We start from the raw sequence: 20,152 nt of genomic DNA on the forward strand, positions 1-20,152 counted from the left end.
GAAATGACATGTCCCAGATAGAAGCCGTATTTTTTGACTGTGACGGTACCCTTGTCGACAGTGAAGTGATTTGTTCTCGCGCGTATGTCAGCATGTTCCAGACGTTCGGCATTACGCTCGATCTTGAAGAAACTTTTAAACGCTTCAAGGGGGTAAAGCTGTACGAGATCATCGACATTATCAACGAAGAGCACGGTGTCGAACTGGCAAAAGCCGAATTAGAACCGGTTTACCGCGCAGAGGTCGCACGTCTGTTCGATACGGAACTGGAGGTGATTGCCGGTGCTAATGCGCTGCTGGACAGCATGACCGTCCCTATGTGCGTGGTATCTAACGGTCCGGTCAGCAAAATGCAGCACTCTCTGGGTAAGCTGGGCATGTTGCACCATTTCCCTGATTTGCTGTTCAGCGGCTACGATATTCAACGCTGGAAACCCGATCCGGCCCTGATGTTCCATGCGGCGAAAGCGATGGACGTTAACGTTGAGAACTGCATTCTGGTTGATGACTCCAGCGCAGGTGCCCAGGCGGGGATTGCTGCAGGGATGGAAGTGTTTTACTTCTGCGCCGATCCGCATAACAAACCAATCGATCATCCAAAAGTGACGACGTTTACCGATCTGGCGCAGTTGCCAGCGTTATGGAAGGCGCGGGGTTGGAATATTACGCGATAACTGAAAGGCCGGATGGCGCTAACGCTGATCCGGCCTGCATGTCTCGTAGAGCGGGTAAGCGTTAGCGCCACCCGCCACAAACATCACTCTTTCGGATCTTTGCCCGCCAGCAGCTTATCCAGCTCATCACCGCCCACGTGACGGAAGTCTTGTCCCTTCACGAAGTAGAAGATGTATTCGCAGATATTCTGGCAACGGTCACCGATACGCTCGATGGAGCGCGCGCAGAACAGCGCGGTCAGCACGCTTGGAATGGTACGCGGATCTTCCATCATGTAGGTCATCAGCTGACGCACGATACCTTCATACTCCTGGTCGACTTTCTTATCTTCGCGATAAATACGTACCGCTTCGTCAAGATCCATACGCGCAAACGCATCCAGCACGTCATGCAGCATTTGTACGGTGTGGCGACCCAGTGATTCCAGGCTTACCAGCAGCGGCTGATGCTGTTGAGAAAATTTCTCCAGCGCGGTGCGGCAAATTTTATCCGCAACGTCGCCAATACGTTCCAGCTCAGCGATCGTTTTGATAATCGCCATCACCAGACGCAAGTCACTGGCGGTCGGCTGACGCTTGGCAATGATACGCACGCAGGCCTCGTCGATCGCCACTTCCATCATATTGACGTTCTTATCGCCCTCAATGACGCGCTTCGCCAGCTCACTGTCCTGATTGTGCATGGCGGTAATCGCATCAGAAAGCTGCTGCTCGACCATGCCGCCCATGGTCATCACCTGGGTACGGATGCTTTCCAGCTCTGCATTGAACTGGCCGGAAATATGTTTATTAAGGTTAAGATTATCCACAACAAGCTCCTGAATCAGCCGTAACGACCGGTGATGTAGTCTTCAGTTTGTTTCTTCGCGGGCTTGGTGAACAGATCGTCCGTGTTACTGAACTCAATCAACTCGCCCAGGTACATAAATGCCGTGTGATCGGAACAACGCGCAGCCTGCTGCATGTTGTGGGTAACGATAACGACGGTGTAATCCTCTTTCAGCTCAGTGATCAGCTCTTCGATACGCCCGGTAGAAATAGGGTCGAGCGCTGAACACGGCTCATCAAGCAGAAGCACTTCCGGGCGAATGGCGATCCCACGCGCAATACACAGACGCTGCTGCTGGCCACCGGAGAGAGAGTACCCGCTCTGGTGTAATTTATCTTTGGTTTCGTTCCACAGCGCGGCCTTGGTCAATGCCCACTGCACACGCTCGTCCATATCCGCACGAGAGAGTTTCTCAAACAGACGCACGCCAAAAGCGATGTTGTCGTAGATGGACATCGGGAACGGCGTCGGCTTCTGGAATACCATGCCCACTTTGGCACGCAGCAGAGCGATATCCTGAGTGTTGGTGAGAATATTGTCGCCATCCAGCAGGATTTCGCCTTCCGCACGCTGTTCCGGGTACAGTTCAAACATTTTATTGAACGTACGCAGCAACGTCGATTTACCACAGCCTGACGGCCCGATAAACGCCGTTACCTGGTTTTTGGCAATATCCAGGTTGATGTTCTTCAGGGCATGGAACTTGCCATAGTAGAAGTTCAAATCACGAACCTGAATCTTACCCGGGGCAGTATCAACCATACTCATTTCAATCTTTTCCTCATCATGCCTGATGGCGCGCAGCTTTCAGGCCTACAAATGTCTTCAATCGTAGGCCGGATAAGGCGTTTACGCCGCCATCCGGCACTTCGTCTTAACCGTGTTTCTTCTTCGCGAAAATGACGCGCGCCAGAATGTTCAGCAGCAGTACGCACAGGGTAATAATCAGTACCCCGGCCCAGGCCAGTTGCTGCCACTCAGCAAACGGGCTCATCGCAAACTTAAAGATAGTGACCGGCAGGTTGGCGATAGGCTGCATCATGTCGGTGCTCCAGAACTGATTGGAGAGCGACGTAAACAGCAGCGGAGCCGTTTCACCTGCGATACGTGCAATAGCCAGTAAAACGCCTGTAATGATGCCTGAGACAGACGCCTTCAGGGTGATTGCAGAAATCATCTTCCATTTCGGCGTACCCAGCGCATAGGCGGCTTCACGCAGGCTATCCGGTACCAGCTTGAGCATGTTCTCCGTGGTACGAATAACAATGGGCACCTGCAGCAGCGCCAGCGCGATAACGCCCGCCCAGCCGGAGAAGTGCTCCATTTTTGCTACCACGATGGTGTAAACGAACAGACCGACCACGATTGATGGCGCAGAAAGCAGGATGTCGTTGATAAAGCGGATCACCTCAGCCAGCCAGGACTTACGTCCGTACTCTGCCAGGTAGATGCCCGCCATAATACCAAGCGGTGTACCAAACACGGTCGCCCACAGAATTAACAGTCCGCTACCGGCCAGGGCATTCGCCAGACCACCACCAGCCGTATTCGGCGGAGGTGTCATTTCGGTGAACAGCGCCAGTGACATACCGTCAATACCGCGGGTGATCGTGGACATCAGGATCCAGATAAGCCAGAACAGACCGAATGCCATGGTCGCCATAGAAAGCGTCAGCGCGATGCGGTTCTTCAGACGACGACGCGCCTGCATTTTACGGCGGGATTCCGCAAGCGCAGCGGTGTTTTGCATTTCAAGCGTAGCCATTAGCGTGCCCCCTCGTTCTTCGCAAGGCGCATGATCATGAACTTAGACGCCGCCAGCACGATGAAGGTAATCACAAACAGAATCAGGCCCAGTTCCATCAACGCGGCAACGTGCAGTCCTGATTCCGCTTCGGCAAATTCATTCGCCAGCGCAGACGTAATACTGTTGCCCGGCATGTACAGCGAGGCACTATCGAGCTGGTAGGTGTTACCGATGATAAACGTCACCGCCATGGTTTCACCCAGCGCGCGGCCCAGACCGAGCATCACGCCGCCGATCACGCCGTTTTTGGTGAACGGCAGGACGATGCGCCAGATAACTTCCCAGGTAGTACAACCGATGCCGTAGGCTGACTCTTTCATCAGCACCGGCGTTTGTTCGAACACATCGCGCATAACCGCCGCAATGTACGGGATGATCATGATGGCGAGGATCACGCCAGCGGCCAGAATACCGATACCAAACGCCGGACCCGCAAACAGCGCGCCAACAAACGGAATGTTGGAAAGGATGTTCCCGACCGGTTCCTGGAAGTAAGTCGCAAACAGCGGGGCAAAGATAAACAGGCCCCACATGCCGTACACGATACTCGGAATTGCCGCCAGCAATTCAATAGCGATACCCAGCGGGCGACGCAGCCAGCCAGGAGCAAGTTCAGTCAGGAATAAGGCAATGCCAAAACTCACCGGAACGGCGATCAGCAGTGCGATAAGCGAGGTGACCAGCGTACCGTAAATCGGTACTAATGCACCGTAGATATCGTTTGGCGCATCCCATTCTTTAGTCCACAGAAAGGAGAAGCCAAATTTCTGAATGCTTGGCCAGGAGGAGATAACCAGAGAGACAATAATGCCACCCAACATCAATAGCACAATCAGCGCAGCCAGTTTTACCAGCGCGCTGAATATCATGTCACCTTTTTTACCCGGTGGGTTCAAAGCAGGCTTGGTTGCAGCCATAAATCACTCTTTAAGTTTGGGCCAGGAAGCACGCATTTTATCGTGCTTCCCGGCTAACGTAATGCCATACCCTAAATAATTCGAGTTGCAGCAAGGCAGCAAGCTTGTGAATACCCAGTCACATAGATTCACTATGTGACTGGGGTGAACAAGCACAGCCAACACAGCTGCGGCTCGAAGTATGACGGGTATTTAGTACAGCGCTTTACCGCTGCTGTCCTTCACGTTGGTCTTCCATGCAGCACGAATCTGCTCAACCACGCTGTCCGGCAGGCTGGCGTAATCCAGGTCATTAGCCTGTTTGCCGCCATTTTTGTACGCCCAATCGAAGAACTTCAGCACTTCAGCGCCCTGCTCAGGTTTCTTCTGCTCTTTATGCACCAGGATGAAGGTGGTGGAAGTGATCGGCCACGCATCGTCACCTTTCTGGTTAGTCAGATCCTGAGCGAAGGTTTTGCTCCAGTCAGCGCCTTTTGCAGCGTTGGCAAAGTTTTCTTCGGTCGGACTTACCGGTTTGCCATCAGCAGAGACCAGCTTGGTGTACGCCAGGTTGTTCTGCTTAGCGTAAGCGTACTCAACGTAGCCGATAGAACCCGGCAGACGCTGTACGAACGCAGCGATACCGTCGTTACCTTTACCGCCCAGACCGGTCGGCCAGTTAACGGTAGAGCCGGAACCAATTTTAGATTTCCACTCTTCGTTCACTTTCGCCAGGTAGCTGGTGAAAACGAATGAAGTACCGGAACCGTCAGCACGACGCACAACGGCGATATTCTGAGAAGGCAGCTTCAGACCCGGGTTCAGTTTGGTGATGGCTTCATCATCCCACTTCTTAATTTTACCGAGGTAGATGTCGCCCAGCGTTTTACCGTCCAGCACCAGTTCGCCGGATTTCAGGCCAGGGATGTTCACCGCCAGCACCACACCACCGATAACCGTCGGGAACTGGAACAGGCCTTCTTGCGCCAGTTTCTCGTCAGACAACGGTGCGTCTGAGGCGCCGAAATCAACGGTATTGGCCGTAATTTGTTTTACACCACCGGAGGAGCCGATACCCTGGTAGTTTACTTTGCTACCGGTCTCTTTCTGATAGGTATCTGCCCATTTGGCATACACTGGCGCAGGGAAGGTTGCACCTGCACCTGTCAGGCTCGCTGCTGCAAACGCAGAAAACGCGCTCATGGATAAGGTCGCGGCGACAACAGTTGCGACAGTGGTACGCATAACTTTCATAATGTCTCCTGCACGGTTTTCGTAAATCGTTGTTTGAGTTGCTACTGTGAGCAAAATAGGACAAACAGGTGACAGTTAAATGTACGAAATATGACAGTTTTATGACAATGAAAAACTTGGGAAGTTTTTTATCTAAAAATACATTTAAAACAGAATGTTAATCACCATCATGACAATAACATTTCGCTGAAATTTTCTTTTTATGACACTGAAAACAGTAGTTGAAGATGACGGTTTGTCACATAAAACAGGCGGGGTAATTGATTAAAAACAGAACAAGCTAAAAAAATGCCCCGCTTGCAGCAGGGCATTTTCAGTTCAGTTAAGTGCGGATTACTCTACGGTAACCGACTTTGCCAGGTTACGCGGCTGGTCCACGTCGGTGCCTTTAATCAGCGCCACGTGATACGCCAGCAACTGCAACGGAACGGTGTAGAAGATCGGTGCAATCACCTCTTCCACATGCGGCATCTCAATGATGTGCATGTTTTCGCTGCTGGTAAAGCCAGCATCCTGGTCCGCAAAGACGTACAACTGACCGCCACGAGCGCGAACTTCTTCAATGTTGGATTTCAGTTTTTCCAACAGTTCGTTGTTCGGTGCAACTACGATAACCGGCATATCGGCATCAATCAGCGCCAGCGGACCGTGTTTCAGTTCGCCTGCAGCATATGCTTCAGCGTGAATATAAGAGATCTCTTTCAGCTTCAGCGCGCCTTCCAGCGCAATCGGGTACTGATCGCCACGCCCCAGGAACAGCGCATGGTGTTTGTCTGAGAAACCTTCCGCCAGAGCGGCAATGCGTTTGTCCTGAGACAGCATCTGCTCAATACGGCTCGGCAGCGCCTGCAGACCATGAACGATCTCCTGCTCGATAGACGCATCCAGGCCTTTCAGACGAGACAGTTTCGCCACCAGCATCAGCAGAACGGTCAGTTGGGTAGTAAATGCTTTCGTCGAGGCCACACCGATTTCGGTACCGGCATTGGTCATCATCGCCAGGTCGGATTCGCGCACCAGAGAAGATCCCGGTACGTTACAAATAGCCAGCGATCCCAGATAGCCCAGCTCTTTAGATAAGCGCAGACCCGCCAGGGTATCCGCCGTTTCACCGGACTGGGAAAGGGTAATCATCAGGCTGTTACGACGCACGGCGGATTTGCGATAGCGGAACTCGGAAGCGATTTCGACATCACAAGGAATACCAGCCAGCGATTCAAACCAGTAGCGGGACACCATACCGGAGTTGTAGGACGTACCACAGGCGATAATCTGGATATGCTCAACCTGAGACAGCAACTCGTTGGCACGTGAACCCAGTTCGCTTAAATCCACCTCACCGTGACTAATGCGACCGGTCAGCGTATTTTTAATTGCGTTCGGCTGTTCGTAGATCTCTTTCTGCATGTAGTGGCGATAAATACCTTTTTCGCCCGCGTCATACTGCAGATTCGATTCGATATCCTGACGCTTCACTTGTGCGCCAGACTTGTCGAAAATAGAGACAGAACGACGGGTCACTTCTGCGATGTCACCTTCTTCCAGGAAGATAAAGCGACGGGTTACCGGCAGCAGCGCCAACTGATCGGAAGCGATAAAGTTTTCCCCCATCCCCAGACCAATCACCAGCGGGCTACCTGAACGGGCCGCCAGCAGCGTTTCCGGGTTACGGGTATCCATGATCACCGTGCCATAGGCACCGCGCAACTGTGGAATAGTACGCAGTACGGCTTCACGCAGCGTACCACCCTGTTCCAGTTCCCAATGCACCAGGTGAGCAATCACTTCGGTGTCGGTTTCAGAAACAAAGGTGTAACCACGGGTTTTCAGTAGTTCACGCAGAGGTTCATGGTTTTCAATGATGCCGTTATGCACAACAACAATGTGTTCAGAAACATGGGGATGCGCGTTCACTTCTGAAGGTTCACCGTGTGTCGCCCAACGGGTATGAGCGATACCTGTACCACCATGCAGCGGATGTTCTTCCGCAGCAGCAGTCAGCATCTGCACTTTACCCAGACGACGCAGACGGGTCATGTTGCCTTCAGCATCGACAACGGCCAGACCAGCAGAGTCATAACCACGATATTCCAGACGACGTAAACCTTCGAGAAGGATTTCAGCTACATCACGCTGCGCGATAGCGCCAACAATTCCACACATATTTTTTGATTCCGAATTTAGGCATTTGCCTGTCGTTGTCGCTGACCTGTATTTGCCCTTTCCGGGCGCCCCGAGCCTTGTAGAGATTGGGGTTATTTTTATGGTACTGCTTGTTGAGCGGAGGATTATGTTATCCCCTCATCTCTTGTCTGCCTGATGGCGCTTACGCTTATCAGGCCTACAGAACGTCACCGCACGTAGGCCGCCATCCGGCAAAAATCACTTACTTCTTCTTCACCGGACGCTGCCAGCCCTGTTTATGGACCTGAGGTACACGGCTTAATACCAGTTCGTTATCGGCGACATTACGCGTTACGGTAGTGCCAGCAGCGATGGTGGCACCTTTACCCACGGTGACAGGGGCCACCAACTGAGTATCAGAACCCACAAACACATCATCACCAATAATGGTTTTAAACTTATTGGCACCATCGTAGTTGCAGGTAATCGTACCCGCGCCGATATTCACATTATCGCCAATTTCCGCATCGCCCAGATAGGTCAGATGACCAGCTTTAGAACCTTTACCCAGACGCGCTTTTTTCATTTCGACGAAGTTACCCACGTGCGCGCCTTCCTGCAGCTCAGCACCCGGGCGCAGACGCGCGAATGGACCGATGGTGCAAGCGGCTTCCAGATGGGCATCTTCCACCACACTGTATGGGCTAAGCTCACAACCTTCACCAATCACGCTGTTTTTGATGATACAGCCAGCACCAATCTTGACGCGATCCCCAACGGTTACGTTACCTTCAATGATAACGTTAGTATCAATTTCAACATCGCGCCCGTGAATAAGCGTACCGCGAAGATCAAAACGTGCAGGATCGCGCAGCATCACGCCCGCCAACAACAGTTTCTCTGCTTGCTCAGACTGATAAACACGCTCCAGACGGGATAACTGAAGACGGTTATTCACCCCTTCCGTTTCGCTAATACGTGCCGGATGTACCGCAGCAATTTCGCGTCCTTCCTGATACGCCATCGCAATGATATCGGTGATGTAGTATTCACCCTGCGCATTGTTATTGGTGAGTTTGGACAGCCAGCGCTTCATATCCGCGCCATTGGCAATCAGAATACCGGTGTTGATTTCCTGGATTTGGCGCTGCTCGTCAGTTGCATCTTTATGCTCGACGATACCGGTGACGTTACCGTTCTCACGCGTAATACGCCCATAGCCGGATGGATCATCCAGTTTTACCGTTAACAGGCCGATGCCGCCCTGCGGTTTAGCATCACGCAGGCTACGTAAGGTATCGGTAGAGATCAGCGGCACATCGCCATAGAGCATTAAAATGTCTTCGTCATCACCAAAGAATGGCGCTGCCTGCTGCATTGCATGGCCGGTCCCCAACTGCTCTGCCTGCAGAATCCAGTTTAGATTGCCATCTTTCAGCGTCTGCTTAAGCAAATCACCACCGTGCCCGTAGACCAGATGTACGTGAGTCGCACCTAATTCATTAGCGGCATCAATGACATGCTGAACCATCGGCTTTCCTGCGAGGGTATGCAGCACTTTAGGGAGATCGGAATACATACGCGTGCCTTTGCCTGCGGCAAGGATCACGACGCTCATAGCATTATTCAACATACACGTCCTGACTGTAATTTGAGAACGAATTTATACCGTTTCACATTGAAAATACTACATTTTTTTCATCGTGAAATTGACCGAAAATAAAACGTTCAATCGGGAAAATTTCCCCTCTGATAACACTCTATTTTCGTCTATTTCGGCGTCTTTTGTCTCCCAAAACCAGGAGTCTGCTCTTATTAAAGCCTTAGGTTAATGTTTTTGCTATTTTTTTACTGCATGAATAAAGAGTTACAAAAGAAAAGTACAATATTATTAATGTGATCAGCGAGAAGCAGAAAAATACTGTTTTAAAAGGGAAGAGGACAAACGATCAAGCGGAAGAGTGGGATTTAATAACAGCTGGCGCGTGCTGATAACCGTATGAAGCATCGCGCCACAGAGCAGGTCGGGAAGACTAAACTTCCATGCTGCTGAAAAGGGCGATGATTTTATTAATCAGTTTCATGTTGCTATCCTGTTTTTATCTGAGTTAATTATGTGATACACATCACACAAAAAATAGTCTACGCCTCATTTTTTAACCGATCAATATTTTTGTGACACAAATCACAAAATAATAAAATAATAAAACAGCTTTTTAGTTCCACTTTCACTGAAACAAAACCATAAAAAAAGCCAGCCTGGCAACCAGACTGGCTTTTGTGCTTTTCAAGCCGGTGTTACATCGCTTTTTTGGTCAACTCGATAACGCGCAGTTTCGCGATCGCTTTGGCCAGTTCCGCAGATGCCTGAGCGTAATCCACGTCACCATGAGAGCTCTTAATGTGCTCTTCAGCCTTACGCTTCGCTTCCAGGGCTCTCGCTTCATCGAGATCCTGTCCGCGAATCGCGGTATCAGCCAGAACGGTCACGCTGCCAGGCTGCACTTCGAGAATGCCGCCAGACAGATAGATAAACTCTTCATGACCGAACTGTTTAACGATGCGGATCATACCAGGCTTAATGGCGGTGAGCAGCGGTGCGTGACCCGGGAAAATACCCAGTTCACCTTCACTACCCGTTACCTGGATTTTTTCGACCAGACCAGAGAACATTTGCTGCTCTGCGCTGACGACGTCCAGGTGGTAAGTCATTGCCATATCACCCTCCGATTAAGGCGTTAAAGTTTTTTGGCTTTTTCCACGGCTTCGTCGATAGAACCAACCATGTAGAACGCCTGCTCTGGCAGGTGGTCGTATTCGCCTTCCATGATACCTTTAAAGCCACGGATGGTGTCTTTCAGGGATACGTATTTACCCGGAGAACCGGTGAATACTTCCGCAACGAAGAACGGCTGGGACAGGAAGCGCTGAATTTTACGTGCGCGTGCTACCACCAGTTTGTCTTCTTCAGACAGTTCATCCATACCCAGGATGGCGATGATGTCTTTCAGTTCCTGATAACGCTGCAGCAGAGACTGTACGCCACGCGCGGTGTCGTAGTGTTCCTGACCAACAACCAGCGGATCCAGCTGACGGCTGGTGGAGTCCAGCGGGTCAACTGCCGGGTAGATACCCAGAGAGGCGATCTGACGGCTCAGTACCACGGTTGCATCTAAGTGAGCAAAGGTGGTTGCTGGGGATGGGTCAGTCAAGTCATCCGCAGGTACGTATACCGCCTGAACGGAGGTGATAGAACCGGTTTTGGTAGAGGTTATACGTTCCTGAAGAACACCCATCTCTTCCGCCAGGGTCGGCTGGTAGCCTACCGCTGATGGCATACGACCCAGCAGTGCGGATACTTCTGTACCGGCCAGGGTGTAACGATAGATGTTATCAACGAACAGCAGAACGTCACGACCTTCGTCACGGAACTTCTCTGCCATGGTCAGACCGGTCAGAGCAACGCGCAGACGGTTTCCCGGCGGCTCGTTCATCTGGCCATATACCAGGGATACTTTGTCCAGAACGTTGGAGTCGGTCATTTCGTGGTAGAAGTCGTTACCCTCACGAGTACGTTCACCCACGCCCGCAAACACGGAGTAACCGGAGTGTTCGATCGCGATGTTACGGATCAGCTCCATCATGTTTACGGTTTTACCTACACCCGCACCACCGAACAGACCAACTTTACCGCCCTTAGCGAACGGACACATCAGGTCGATAACTTTGATGCCGGTTTCCAGCAGTTCCTGAGAGCTGGACAGCTCTTCATAGGAAGGTGCCGCGCGGTGGATAGCCCAACGCTCTTCTTCACCGATATCGCCTTTCATGTCGATCGGGTGACCCAGGACGTTCATGATACGACCCAGAGTTGCTTTACCTACCGGGACTTCGATCGGGTGCTCGAGATCTTTAACTTCCAGACCACGACGCAGACCGTCGGAAGAACCCATGGCGATGGTACGTACGATACCGCCGCCGAGCTGCTGCTGAACTTCCAGCACCAGGCTCTCTTTACCATTCATAACCTCAAGAGCATCGTACACGCGCGGTACGGCATCCTGAGGGAATTCGACGTCAACCACGGCGCCGATTACCTGGACAATTTTTCCAGTAGCCATCTTGAATCCTCTACGAATTAACCTGGTTATACCGCGGATGCACCACCGACGATTTCGGTGAGTTCCTGAGTAATGCTGGCCTGACGAGCTTTGTTGTATACCAACTGCAGCTCTTTAATCAGGCTGCCGCCATTGTCGGTCGCGGCTTTCATCGCCACCATACGTGCGGCCTGCTCGCTGGCCAGGTTTTCTACCACGCCCTGATAAACCTGAGACTCGACATAACGACGCAGCAGGGTATCCAGCAGCGCTTTCGGGTCTGGCTCATACAGGTAATCCCAGGATTTACGCTTCAATTCATCATCATCTGATGCCGGCAGAGGCAGCAGTTGGGTGATGATTGGCGTCTGAGACATGGTGTTAATAAATTTGTTGCTGACAACGTACAGTCTGTCCAGACGACCTTCATCGTAGGCCTGCAGCATCACTTTAACCGGACCGATCAGTTCGGACAGGGAAGGGTTATCCCCCATGCCGGTTACCTGAGCAATCACATTACCGCCAACGGAGTTAAAGAAAGACACGCCCTTAGAGCCGATCATTGCGATATCGCACTGAACGCCTTTATCGGACCATGCTTTCATATCCGCCAGCAGCTTTTTGAACAGGTTAATGTTCAAGCCACCGCACAGACCACGGTCGGTCGACACCACCAGGTAGCCCACGCGCTTAACGTCGCGTTCTTCCAGGTAAGGGTGCTTATATTCCAGATTACCATTCGCAAGGTGACCAATCACTTTGCGCATGGTCTCTGCATAAGGACGGCTGGCCGCCATGCGATCCTGCGATTTACGCATTTTGGAAGCGGCGACCATCTCCATCGCTTTAGTGATCTTCTGCGTGTTCTGGACGCTTGCGATCTTACTACGTATCTCTTTTGCGCCGGCCATGAGCTTCTCCTCAATGCCTTGCGGTCCGCCCTAAAGCAGACCGCCAGACGTTACCAGGACTGGGTTGCCTTGAAGGAATCGAGGATAGCTTTCAGCTTGCCTTCGATTTCATCGTTATAGCCACCGGACTGGTTGATCTCTTGCATCAGCGGAGCGTGGTCACGGTCAACGTAAGCCAGCAGAGCGGCTTCAAAGCTACCGATTTTCGCCAGTTCCACATCTTCGAGGTAACCGCGTTCAGCCGCAAACAGCACCACACCCTGCTGTGCTACAGACATTGGGGCGTACTGTTTCTGCTTCAGCAGTTCAGTTACTTTCTGACCGTGGCTCAGCTGCTTACGAGTAGCTTCATCCAGGTCGGAAGCGAACTGAGAAAACGCTGCCAGTTCACGATACTGCGCCAGTGCGGTACGAATACCACCGGACAGTTTCTTGATGATCTTGGTCTGCGCTGCACCACCTACACGAGATACGGAGATACCCGGGTTAACTGCCGGACGAATACCGGAGTTGAACAGGTTGGTTTCCAGGAAGATCTGACCATCTGTAATGGAAATTACGTTGGTCGGAACGAACGCAGAAACGTCACCCGCCTGGGTTTCGATAATCGGCAGAGCGGTCAGGGAGCCGGTTTTACCTTTAACTTCACCATTGGTGAACTTCTCAACGTATTCCGCGTTTACGCGGGATGCGCGCTCCAGCAGACGGGAGTGGAGGTAAAATACGTCGCCCGGGAATGCTTCACGTCCTGGTGGACGACGGAGCAGCAGGGAAACCTGACGGTAAGCAACAGCCTGTTTAGACAGGTCATCGTAAACGATCAGCGCGTCTTCACCGCGGTCACGGAAGTATTCGCCCATTGCGCAACCGGCATATGGCGCCAGGTATTGCAGAGCAGCAGATTCAGACGCGGTCGCCACAACAACGATGGTGTTGGACAGTGCGCCGTGTTCTTCCAGTTTACGAACCACGTTAGAAATGGTGGACGCTTTCTGGCCGATAGCCACGTACACACATTTGATACCGGAATCACGCTGGTTGATGATGGCATCGATTGCCATCGCAGTTTTACCTGTCTGACGGTCACCGATGATCAGCTCACGCTGGCCACGACCGATTGGGATCATGGCATCAACAGATTTATAACCTGTCTGTACTGGCTGGTCGACGGACTGACGTTCGATTACGCCTGGTGCGATAACTTCGATTGGCGAGAAGCCATCGTTATCAACCGGACCTTTACCGTCAATTGGGGAACCCAGAGTGTTCACCACACGACCCAGCAGGCCACGGCCAACCGGAACTTCCAGAATACGACCCGTACACTTAACCTTCATGCCTTCGGCGAGGTCAGCGTATGGACCCATCACAACGGCACCTACGGAGTCGCGCTCCAGGTTCAGTGCGATAGCGTAACGGTTACCCGGCAGGGAAATCATCTCACCCTGCATACAATCGGCCAGGCCGTGAATGCGGATAACACCGTCACTTACAGAAACAATAGTACCTTCGTTGTGAGCTTCGCTCACAACATTGAACTGAGCAATGCGCTGCTTGATCAGTTCGCTGATTTCGGTGGAATTCAGTTGCATGCTCCAGTCCCCTTAAGACTGCAAGACGTCTGCAAGGCGCTCAAGACGGCCGCGTACGCTGCCATCAATGACCATATCACCCGCTCGGATGATTACGCCAGCCATTACAGACTTATCGATTTTGCAATTCAGCTTAACTTTGCGTGACAGACGTTTTTCCATCGCTGCACTAATCTTCGTAAGCTGTTCATCACTCAGTGCATTGGCAGAAGTGACTTCTACCTCAGAGATAGCCTCACTGGCTGCACGCAGATGAATAAACTGCTCAAGAACATCCGGGAGCGCATTCAGACGGTTATTTTCAGCCATTACCCTAATCAGGTTTTGGCCGCTTTCGTCCAGCTGCTCACCGCACACGGCGATAAACGACTCAGCGAGCGTTTCCGGCGCCAGCGCGCCAGAGAGAAGCTCTGCCATTTGTTCGTTTTTCGTCACCTCAGCGGCAAACGTCAGCATATCCTGCCAACGGTCAACGCTTTGGTGCTCAACGGCAAAGTCAAAAGCTGCTTTGGCGTAGGGGCGAGCTACCGTAATAAATTCAGACATCAGCCCCTCCCTCCTTACAGTTCAGCGACAAGTTTGTCCACGATGTCGCTATTAGCAGCTTCATCCACGGAACGTTCGATGATCTTCTCGGCGCCAGCAACAGCCAGGATAGCAACTTGCTTACGCAGTTCTTCGCGAGCACGTTTACGCTCGGCGTCAATTTCCGCCTGCGCCTGTGCCACGATTTTAGTACGTTCCTGCTCTGCTTCAGTTTTAGCTTCGTCCAGGATCTGAGCACGGCGTTTGTTCGCCTGCTCAATGATTACCTGAGCTTCCGCCTTCGCTTTTTTCAGCTGGTCGGTCGCGCTGGCCTTTGCAAGGTCAAGATCCTTATGTGCTCGTTCTGCAGAAGCAAGGCCGTCAGCAATTTCTTTTTGACGTTTTTCGATGGCAGCCATTAAAGGCGGCCATACGTACTTCATGCAGAACAGAACGAACAGGACAAACGCGATGGCCTGGCCGAGGATTGTTGCGTTAAGATTCACAGCACAATGCCTCTATCTAGTTAACGTTCTGATATTGCTCTTAATTCAAGCAACGCTTACTACGCGACAGCAAACATCACGTACAGACCCAGACCTACAGCGATCATTGGGATTGCATCCACCAGACCCATAACGATAAAGAACTGAGTACGCAGCAGAGGAATCAGATCCGGTTGACGCGCTGCGCCTTCCAGGAATTTACCCCCGAGGATGCCGATACCGATCGCAGCACCGATTGCCGCCAGACCCATCATCACAGCGGCAGCAATGTACAGCAGATCCATATTCAGGTTTTCCATGACAGTCTCCAGTTTGTTTCAGTTAAAACGTAGTAGTGTTGGTAAATTAATGCTCTTCAGATGCCATCGACAGATAGACAATCGTCAGAACCATAAATATGAAGGCTTGCAGCGTGATAATCAGTATGTGGAAAATGGCCCATGGCACATTCAGGATCCACTGTGACCACCACGGCAACAGACCAGCAATCAGAATGAAAATCAGCTCACCGGCATACATGTTGCCGAACAGTCGCAGACCAAGAGAAATTGGTTTGGACAGCAGGCTTACCCCTTCAAGGATTAAGTTGACAGGGATGAACGCCCAGTGATTGAACGGCTGCAGCGTCAACTCTTTCGCGAAGCCGCCGATGCCTTTCATTTTGATGCTGTAGAACAGAATGAGGATAAATACGCCCAGCGCCATCGACAGGGTGATGTTCACGTCAGCAGACGGAACCACACGCAGAGCCGGCAGGCCAAAGATATGCTCACCGATGTACGGCAGCAGGTCGATAGGCAGTAAATCCATCAAGTTCATCAGGAATACCCAGACGAAAATCGTCAGGGCCAGCGGAGCAATCAGCTTGCTTTTGCCATGGTACATGTCTTTCACGCTACCATGCACAAAGCCGATTACCAGCTCAATCGCGGTCTGAAATTTACCTGGTACGCCGCTGGTCGCCTTTTTAGCTACGCTACGGAACATAAGCAGGAACAACAGACCCAGAACCACCGAGAAGAAAATGGAGTCAATATTGAGCGTCCAGAAGGTGGCTGGGGGGTTGTGCGGATCCACCAGCGAGAATGTACGTAGGTCCAACTGAAGGTTATTCAGATGGTGTCCTATGTAATCCTGCGGCGTCATATTTTCTGAAGCCATGATGCCTTTACCCTTTGTTGTTAATTACAGCCGGCGCCAGTATCTGAACCACCAGCACCAAAACCCACGTAACGATCAGCGGCATGAATACCGCTTTCAAAACAGCCAACGCCACCACCAGCAAAACCAGCATAGCTAACACCTTGAAGGCTTCGCCGAAGGCGAACGTCCAGGCTACTCGGCCTTTAGCTGGTGTATGCGCCTGGTGACGCCAGGCAAATATCATAAACAACACATTAGGCAGTAACACTGCCAATCCACCGCACAATGCGGAGATGCCCCAGAAAGGGTCTTTGAGGCTAAACAGCAATCCACTTGCTATTACCGCCAGAAACTGTGTGAGCAAAAGCTTACGAGCAACGTTTCGACTCAAGAGCGACATAGACATCACGTTTTTACTCCTGCTCCCTTCGAGGTATGCCGCGTGTCGTATAAAACGTTCTTTATGGCTTAGAGTCAAGCATCAAAAAGCGGTCAAATTATACGGTGCGCCTTCGTGATTTCAAACAATAAGTAGCTAAAAAGTGAATAAATGTTTAAATATTTTTCGCTACCCCACATTTATCACTTTTAAGCAAACTGTGAACGATCATGCAAAACTGCAAATGCCGCGTAAATACTGGCGGCAAAGCGTGCACCAGATCACATATTGAACATATTCACCTTCGCATAATTTATTTACGTGGCAAATGATGCCTTTTCATCTTTTTGATATTTAAGCGTAAAAATAGCCACTATTTCAAAAACAACAGCTAACAACAAAAAAACCACGCATTGACATTTATAATAAAAAATTAACACAACGGGTGGTTCTTACGTTCTATTTTTAGCAGACTGATATTTTCACAGCTGACTTGTTTCGCTTTTAACAAAAAACGGTACGTTATAGTTATGATGCAAAACCGTAAGGCGCTAGTGAATTGTAACGACATTTAACCACACTATTCCCTATGACTTTTAACACCTGAATAGCCGTTTTTTTTCTATTTTTTTTGATAAAAATTAAATTTTGTTTGGCTTAATAACCACCAGATGACGTTCACCATCCAGTTGCGGAACGCGTAATTTTTCGACCGACTCGACGCTGAATTCTGCAGGCAACGAAGCAATTTCGTCTTCTGGCAACAGCCCTTTTAGCGCATAAAAACGCCCATCCAGGCCAGGCAAATGATGGCACCAACTCACCATATCAGTAAGTGACGCGAACGCACGGCTAATGACCCCATCGAACGGCGGCTCTGAAGGGAATTCTTCAACGCGACTTTGCACAGGAGTGATGTTAGTAAGCGCAAGCTCATGCTGCACCTGACGCAAGAAACGGACGCGTTTTCCCAGACTATCCAGCAGTGTGAAATGCGCTTCAGGGCGCACGATAGAGAGAGGAATACCCGGCAGGCCCGGTCCCGTACCCACGTCGATAAAACGCTCCCCCTTCAGATACGGCGCGACGACAATACTGTCCAGAATATGGCGCACCAGCATTTCGTTGGGATCCCGTACCGACGTCAAGTTGTACGCTTTGTTCCATTTGTGCAGCATATCGACATACGCAATCAGCTGATTTTTCTGGTGATCGGTAAGAGAAATACCAGCATCAGCCAGCAGACGAGAGAGTTTGTTGAGCACGGTCGTTACCTGTTCATAATCAATTTCCCGATGCGCTATAGCTTATCGGGACTACAAATTTGTAGGGCGGGCAGGCGAAGCGCCCGCCGCCAAAATAGTGTTATCAAGCGCTGCGGCGCAGCATACCTTGTTTCTTCAGCCATACCAGCAGAATGGAAATGGCGGCAGGCGTTACGCCAGAAATACGCGATGCCTGGCCGATCGATACCGGTTTGTGATCGTTCAGCTTGGCGATAACTTCATTCGACAAGCCTGAGACCTGACGATAATCCAGCGTTGCAGGCAACAGGGTGTTCTCATTACGCTGTTGTCTTTCGATTTCTTCCTGCTGACGGGCGATATACCCTTCGTATTTCACCTGAATCTCAACCTGTTCCGCGGCCTGAGCATCGTCGAGCGCTGGTGCGAAAGCAGATAAAGAGGTCAATTGAGCATAGGTCATATCCGGGCGGCGCAGGAGATCTTCACCGCTGGCTTCACGAGACAAAGGCGTAGCCAGGTGAGCATTCACTTCTGCTGCAGATTCCGCTAACGGATTTACCCAGGTTGATTTAAGACGCTGACGTTCCTGTTCGATACGCTCTAGCTTCTCGTTGAAACGAGCCCAGCGCTCGTCGTCCACCAGACCCAGTTCACGCCCAATTTCGGTCAGACGCAGGTCGGCGTTATCTTCGCGCAGCATCAAACGGTATTCTGCGCGTGAGGTGAACATGCGATACGGTTCTTTGGTGCCAAGCGTACACAGATCGTCCACCAGTACACCAAGATAAGCCTGATCGCGACGCGGTGCCCAACCGTCTTTCTCAGCAGACAAGCGTGCGGCGTTCAGACCCGCCAGCATCCCTTGCGCGGCAGCTTCTTCGTAACCGGTAGTACCGTTAATCTGGCCCGCAAAGAACAGACCCTGGATGAATTTACTTTCCAGAGTGGGTTTCAGGTCGCGCGGATCGAAGAAATCATACTCAATCGCGTAGCCAGGACGGACGATTCTGGCATTTTCCATTCCCTGCATGGAGCGGACAATTTGCATCTGCACATCGAACGGCAAGCTGGTGGAGATACCATTCGGATAAATTTCATTAGACGTCAGTCCTTCCGGTTCGAGGAAGATCTGATGCTGATTACGATCGGCAAAGCGCATCACTTTGTCTTCGATCGACGGGCAGTAGCGCGGACCGATACCTTCGATCACGCCTGCGTACATCGGGCTACGATCGAGGTTATTGCGGATCACGTCATGGGTTCTCTCATTGGTATGCGTGATGTAACACGGCATCTGACGCGGATGTTGAGAAGCATCGCCCAGGAATGAGAAGACCGGCATCGGGTTATCGCTGTTTTGCTGGCCGAGCACGCTGAAATCAATAGTGCGTGCATCGATACGCGGCGGCGTACCGGTTTTCAGGCGGCTGACGCGCAAAGGCAGTTCACGCAGACGGCGTGACAGCGGGATAGACGGCGGATCGCCAGCACGGCCGCCGCTGTAGTTGTCCAGACCAATATGAATTTTGCCGTCAAGAAAAGTCCCTACGGTTAATACAACCGCTTTGGCACGGAACTTCAGTCCCATTTGGGTCACTGCACCCACAACACGATCGTTTTCAACAATCAGATCTTCAACCGCCTGTTGGAAGATCATCAGATTGGGTTGATTCTCGAGTGCGGTGCGTACAGCCTGGCGATAGAGCACACGGTCGGCCTGAGCTCGGGTAGCACGAACGGCTGGCCCTTTGCTGGCGTTTAGTATCCTAAACTGGATACCTGCATGGTCGATCGCTTTTGCCATCAACCCACCAAGCGCATCCACTTCTTTTACCAGGTGTCCCTTCCCAATACCGCCGATCGCCGGGTTGCAACTCATCTGTCCCAGTGTGTCGATATTGTGTGTCAAAAGCAGAGTCTGTTGACCCATTCGCGCCGCGGCCATTGCGGCCTCGGTGCCTGCATGACCCCCGCCAATGATGATGACGTCAAAAGGATCCTGATAAAACATGGTAATTGCCTCGCATAACGCGGTGTGAAAGTGGATTGAAGCCCGGGCCGTGGATTCTACTCAACTTTAGTCGATCGAGAAAGCCCTGGGATCCTGGGTATTAAAAAGAAGATCTTTTTATTTAGAGATCTGTTTTATTGTGATCTCTTATTAG

General features: G+C 51.3%; 19 protein-coding genes. 1 reads left to right on the top strand and 18 read right to left on the bottom strand.

Features of this window, described 5'->3' with window-relative positions:
• Window positions 1-8: 8 nt before the first annotated feature.
• On the top strand, window positions 9-674 hold the full coding sequence (gene yieH, locus OGV93_RS09300; protein WP_287109530.1) for a 6-phosphogluconate phosphatase: 666 nt from the start codon (window positions 9-11) through the stop codon (window positions 672-674).
• An 83-nt stretch (window positions 675-757) separates the two neighbouring features.
• On the opposite strand, the gene phoU is transcribed toward yieH, so the two are convergent.
• From phoU to mnmG, 18 genes are all read right to left on the bottom strand, one after another.
• A complete protein-coding gene (gene phoU, locus OGV93_RS09305; RefSeq protein WP_003023824.1) occupies window positions 758-1,483 on the bottom strand; it encodes a phosphate signaling complex protein PhoU in 726 nt (241 codons plus the stop codon).
• A 14-nt stretch (window positions 1,484-1,497) separates the two neighbouring features.
• Window positions 1,498-2,271 (bottom strand): phosphate ABC transporter ATP-binding protein PstB, encoded by a 774-nt coding sequence (gene pstB, locus OGV93_RS09310; RefSeq protein ID WP_003023821.1) that lies wholly within the window; start codon window positions 2,269-2,271, stop codon window positions 1,498-1,500.
• Between the two features lie 106 nt (window positions 2,272-2,377).
• The gene (gene pstA / locus OGV93_RS09315) at window positions 2,378-3,268 is read right to left on the bottom strand and encodes a phosphate ABC transporter permease PstA (protein ID WP_016155077.1); all 891 of its coding nucleotides are present in this window, start codon (window positions 3,266-3,268) and stop codon (window positions 2,378-2,380) included.
• The gene (gene pstC / locus OGV93_RS09320; RefSeq protein ID WP_016155078.1) at window positions 3,268-4,227 is read right to left on the bottom strand and encodes a phosphate ABC transporter permease PstC; all 960 of its coding nucleotides are present in this window, start codon (window positions 4,225-4,227) and stop codon (window positions 3,268-3,270) included. The genes pstA and pstC overlap by 1 nt, the downstream gene beginning before the upstream one ends.
• Before the next feature lie 192 nt (window positions 4,228-4,419).
• The gene (gene pstS, locus OGV93_RS09325) at window positions 4,420-5,460 is read right to left on the bottom strand and encodes a phosphate ABC transporter substrate-binding protein PstS (protein WP_016155079.1); all 1,041 of its coding nucleotides are present in this window, start codon (window positions 5,458-5,460) and stop codon (window positions 4,420-4,422) included.
• A gap of 333 nt (window positions 5,461-5,793) precedes the next feature.
• A complete protein-coding gene (glmS, locus tag OGV93_RS09330) occupies window positions 5,794-7,623 on the bottom strand; it encodes a glutamine--fructose-6-phosphate transaminase (isomerizing) (protein WP_047498809.1) in 1,830 nt (609 codons plus the stop codon).
• A 223-nt stretch (window positions 7,624-7,846) separates the two neighbouring features.
• Entirely contained in the window at window positions 7,847-9,217 is a 1,371-nt protein-coding gene (gene glmU / locus OGV93_RS09335; protein ID WP_019077996.1) for a bifunctional UDP-N-acetylglucosamine diphosphorylase/glucosamine-1-phosphate N-acetyltransferase GlmU, read from the bottom strand.
• Window positions 9,218-9,882: 665 nt separating this feature from the next.
• Window positions 9,883-10,302: a F0F1 ATP synthase subunit epsilon gene (locus OGV93_RS09340; RefSeq protein ID WP_003023809.1), complete on the bottom strand. Its 420-nt coding sequence runs from the start codon at window positions 10,300-10,302 to the stop codon at window positions 9,883-9,885.
• Between the two features lie 20 nt (window positions 10,303-10,322).
• A complete protein-coding gene (atpD, locus tag OGV93_RS09345) occupies window positions 10,323-11,705 on the bottom strand; it encodes a F0F1 ATP synthase subunit beta (RefSeq protein ID WP_003023806.1) in 1,383 nt (460 codons plus the stop codon).
• 26 nt (window positions 11,706-11,731) lie between these two features.
• Window positions 11,732-12,595, bottom strand: coding sequence for a F0F1 ATP synthase subunit gamma (gene atpG / locus OGV93_RS09350; protein WP_287109531.1), 864 nt, complete (start codon window positions 12,593-12,595; stop codon window positions 11,732-11,734).
• A gap of 50 nt (window positions 12,596-12,645) precedes the next feature.
• Window positions 12,646-14,187 carry a F0F1 ATP synthase subunit alpha gene (gene atpA, locus OGV93_RS09355; protein WP_003023802.1) on the bottom strand — a complete coding sequence of 514 codons (1,542 nt, stop codon included), beginning with the start codon at window positions 14,185-14,187 and terminating at the stop codon, window positions 12,646-12,648.
• A gap of 12 nt (window positions 14,188-14,199) precedes the next feature.
• Window positions 14,200-14,733, bottom strand: a complete 534-nt coding sequence (atpH, locus tag OGV93_RS09360; RefSeq protein ID WP_006687767.1) for a F0F1 ATP synthase subunit delta — start codon at window positions 14,731-14,733, stop codon at window positions 14,200-14,202.
• A gap of 14 nt (window positions 14,734-14,747) precedes the next feature.
• Window positions 14,748-15,218 (bottom strand): F0F1 ATP synthase subunit B, encoded by a 471-nt coding sequence (atpF, locus tag OGV93_RS09365; RefSeq protein WP_003827022.1) that lies wholly within the window; start codon window positions 15,216-15,218, stop codon window positions 14,748-14,750.
• Window positions 15,219-15,277: 59 nt separating this feature from the next.
• Complete coding sequence (atpE, locus tag OGV93_RS09370; protein WP_003023794.1) at window positions 15,278-15,517, bottom strand: F0F1 ATP synthase subunit C; 240 nt, start codon at window positions 15,515-15,517, stop codon at window positions 15,278-15,280.
• 46 nt (window positions 15,518-15,563) lie between these two features.
• Window positions 15,564-16,379, bottom strand: a complete 816-nt coding sequence (gene atpB, locus OGV93_RS09375; protein WP_003023792.1) for a F0F1 ATP synthase subunit A — start codon at window positions 16,377-16,379, stop codon at window positions 15,564-15,566.
• 7 nt (window positions 16,380-16,386) lie between these two features.
• On the bottom strand, window positions 16,387-16,767 hold the full coding sequence (gene atpI / locus OGV93_RS09380; RefSeq protein ID WP_003023790.1) for a F0F1 ATP synthase subunit I: 381 nt from the start codon (window positions 16,765-16,767) through the stop codon (window positions 16,387-16,389).
• Window positions 16,768-17,381: 614 nt separating this feature from the next.
• Window positions 17,382-18,005 (bottom strand): 16S rRNA (guanine(527)-N(7))-methyltransferase RsmG, encoded by a 624-nt coding sequence (gene rsmG, locus OGV93_RS09385; RefSeq protein ID WP_200012916.1) that lies wholly within the window; start codon window positions 18,003-18,005, stop codon window positions 17,382-17,384.
• Between the two features lie 103 nt (window positions 18,006-18,108).
• On the bottom strand, window positions 18,109-19,998 hold the full coding sequence (gene mnmG / locus OGV93_RS09390) for a tRNA uridine-5-carboxymethylaminomethyl(34) synthesis enzyme MnmG (protein WP_016155085.1): 1,890 nt from the start codon (window positions 19,996-19,998) through the stop codon (window positions 18,109-18,111).
• Window positions 19,999-20,152 lie beyond the last annotated feature (154 nt).

It is taken from the genome of Citrobacter sp. Cb031 (assembly GCF_030336725.1).
Lineage (GTDB): Bacteria > Pseudomonadota > Gammaproteobacteria > Enterobacterales > Enterobacteriaceae > Citrobacter > Citrobacter braakii.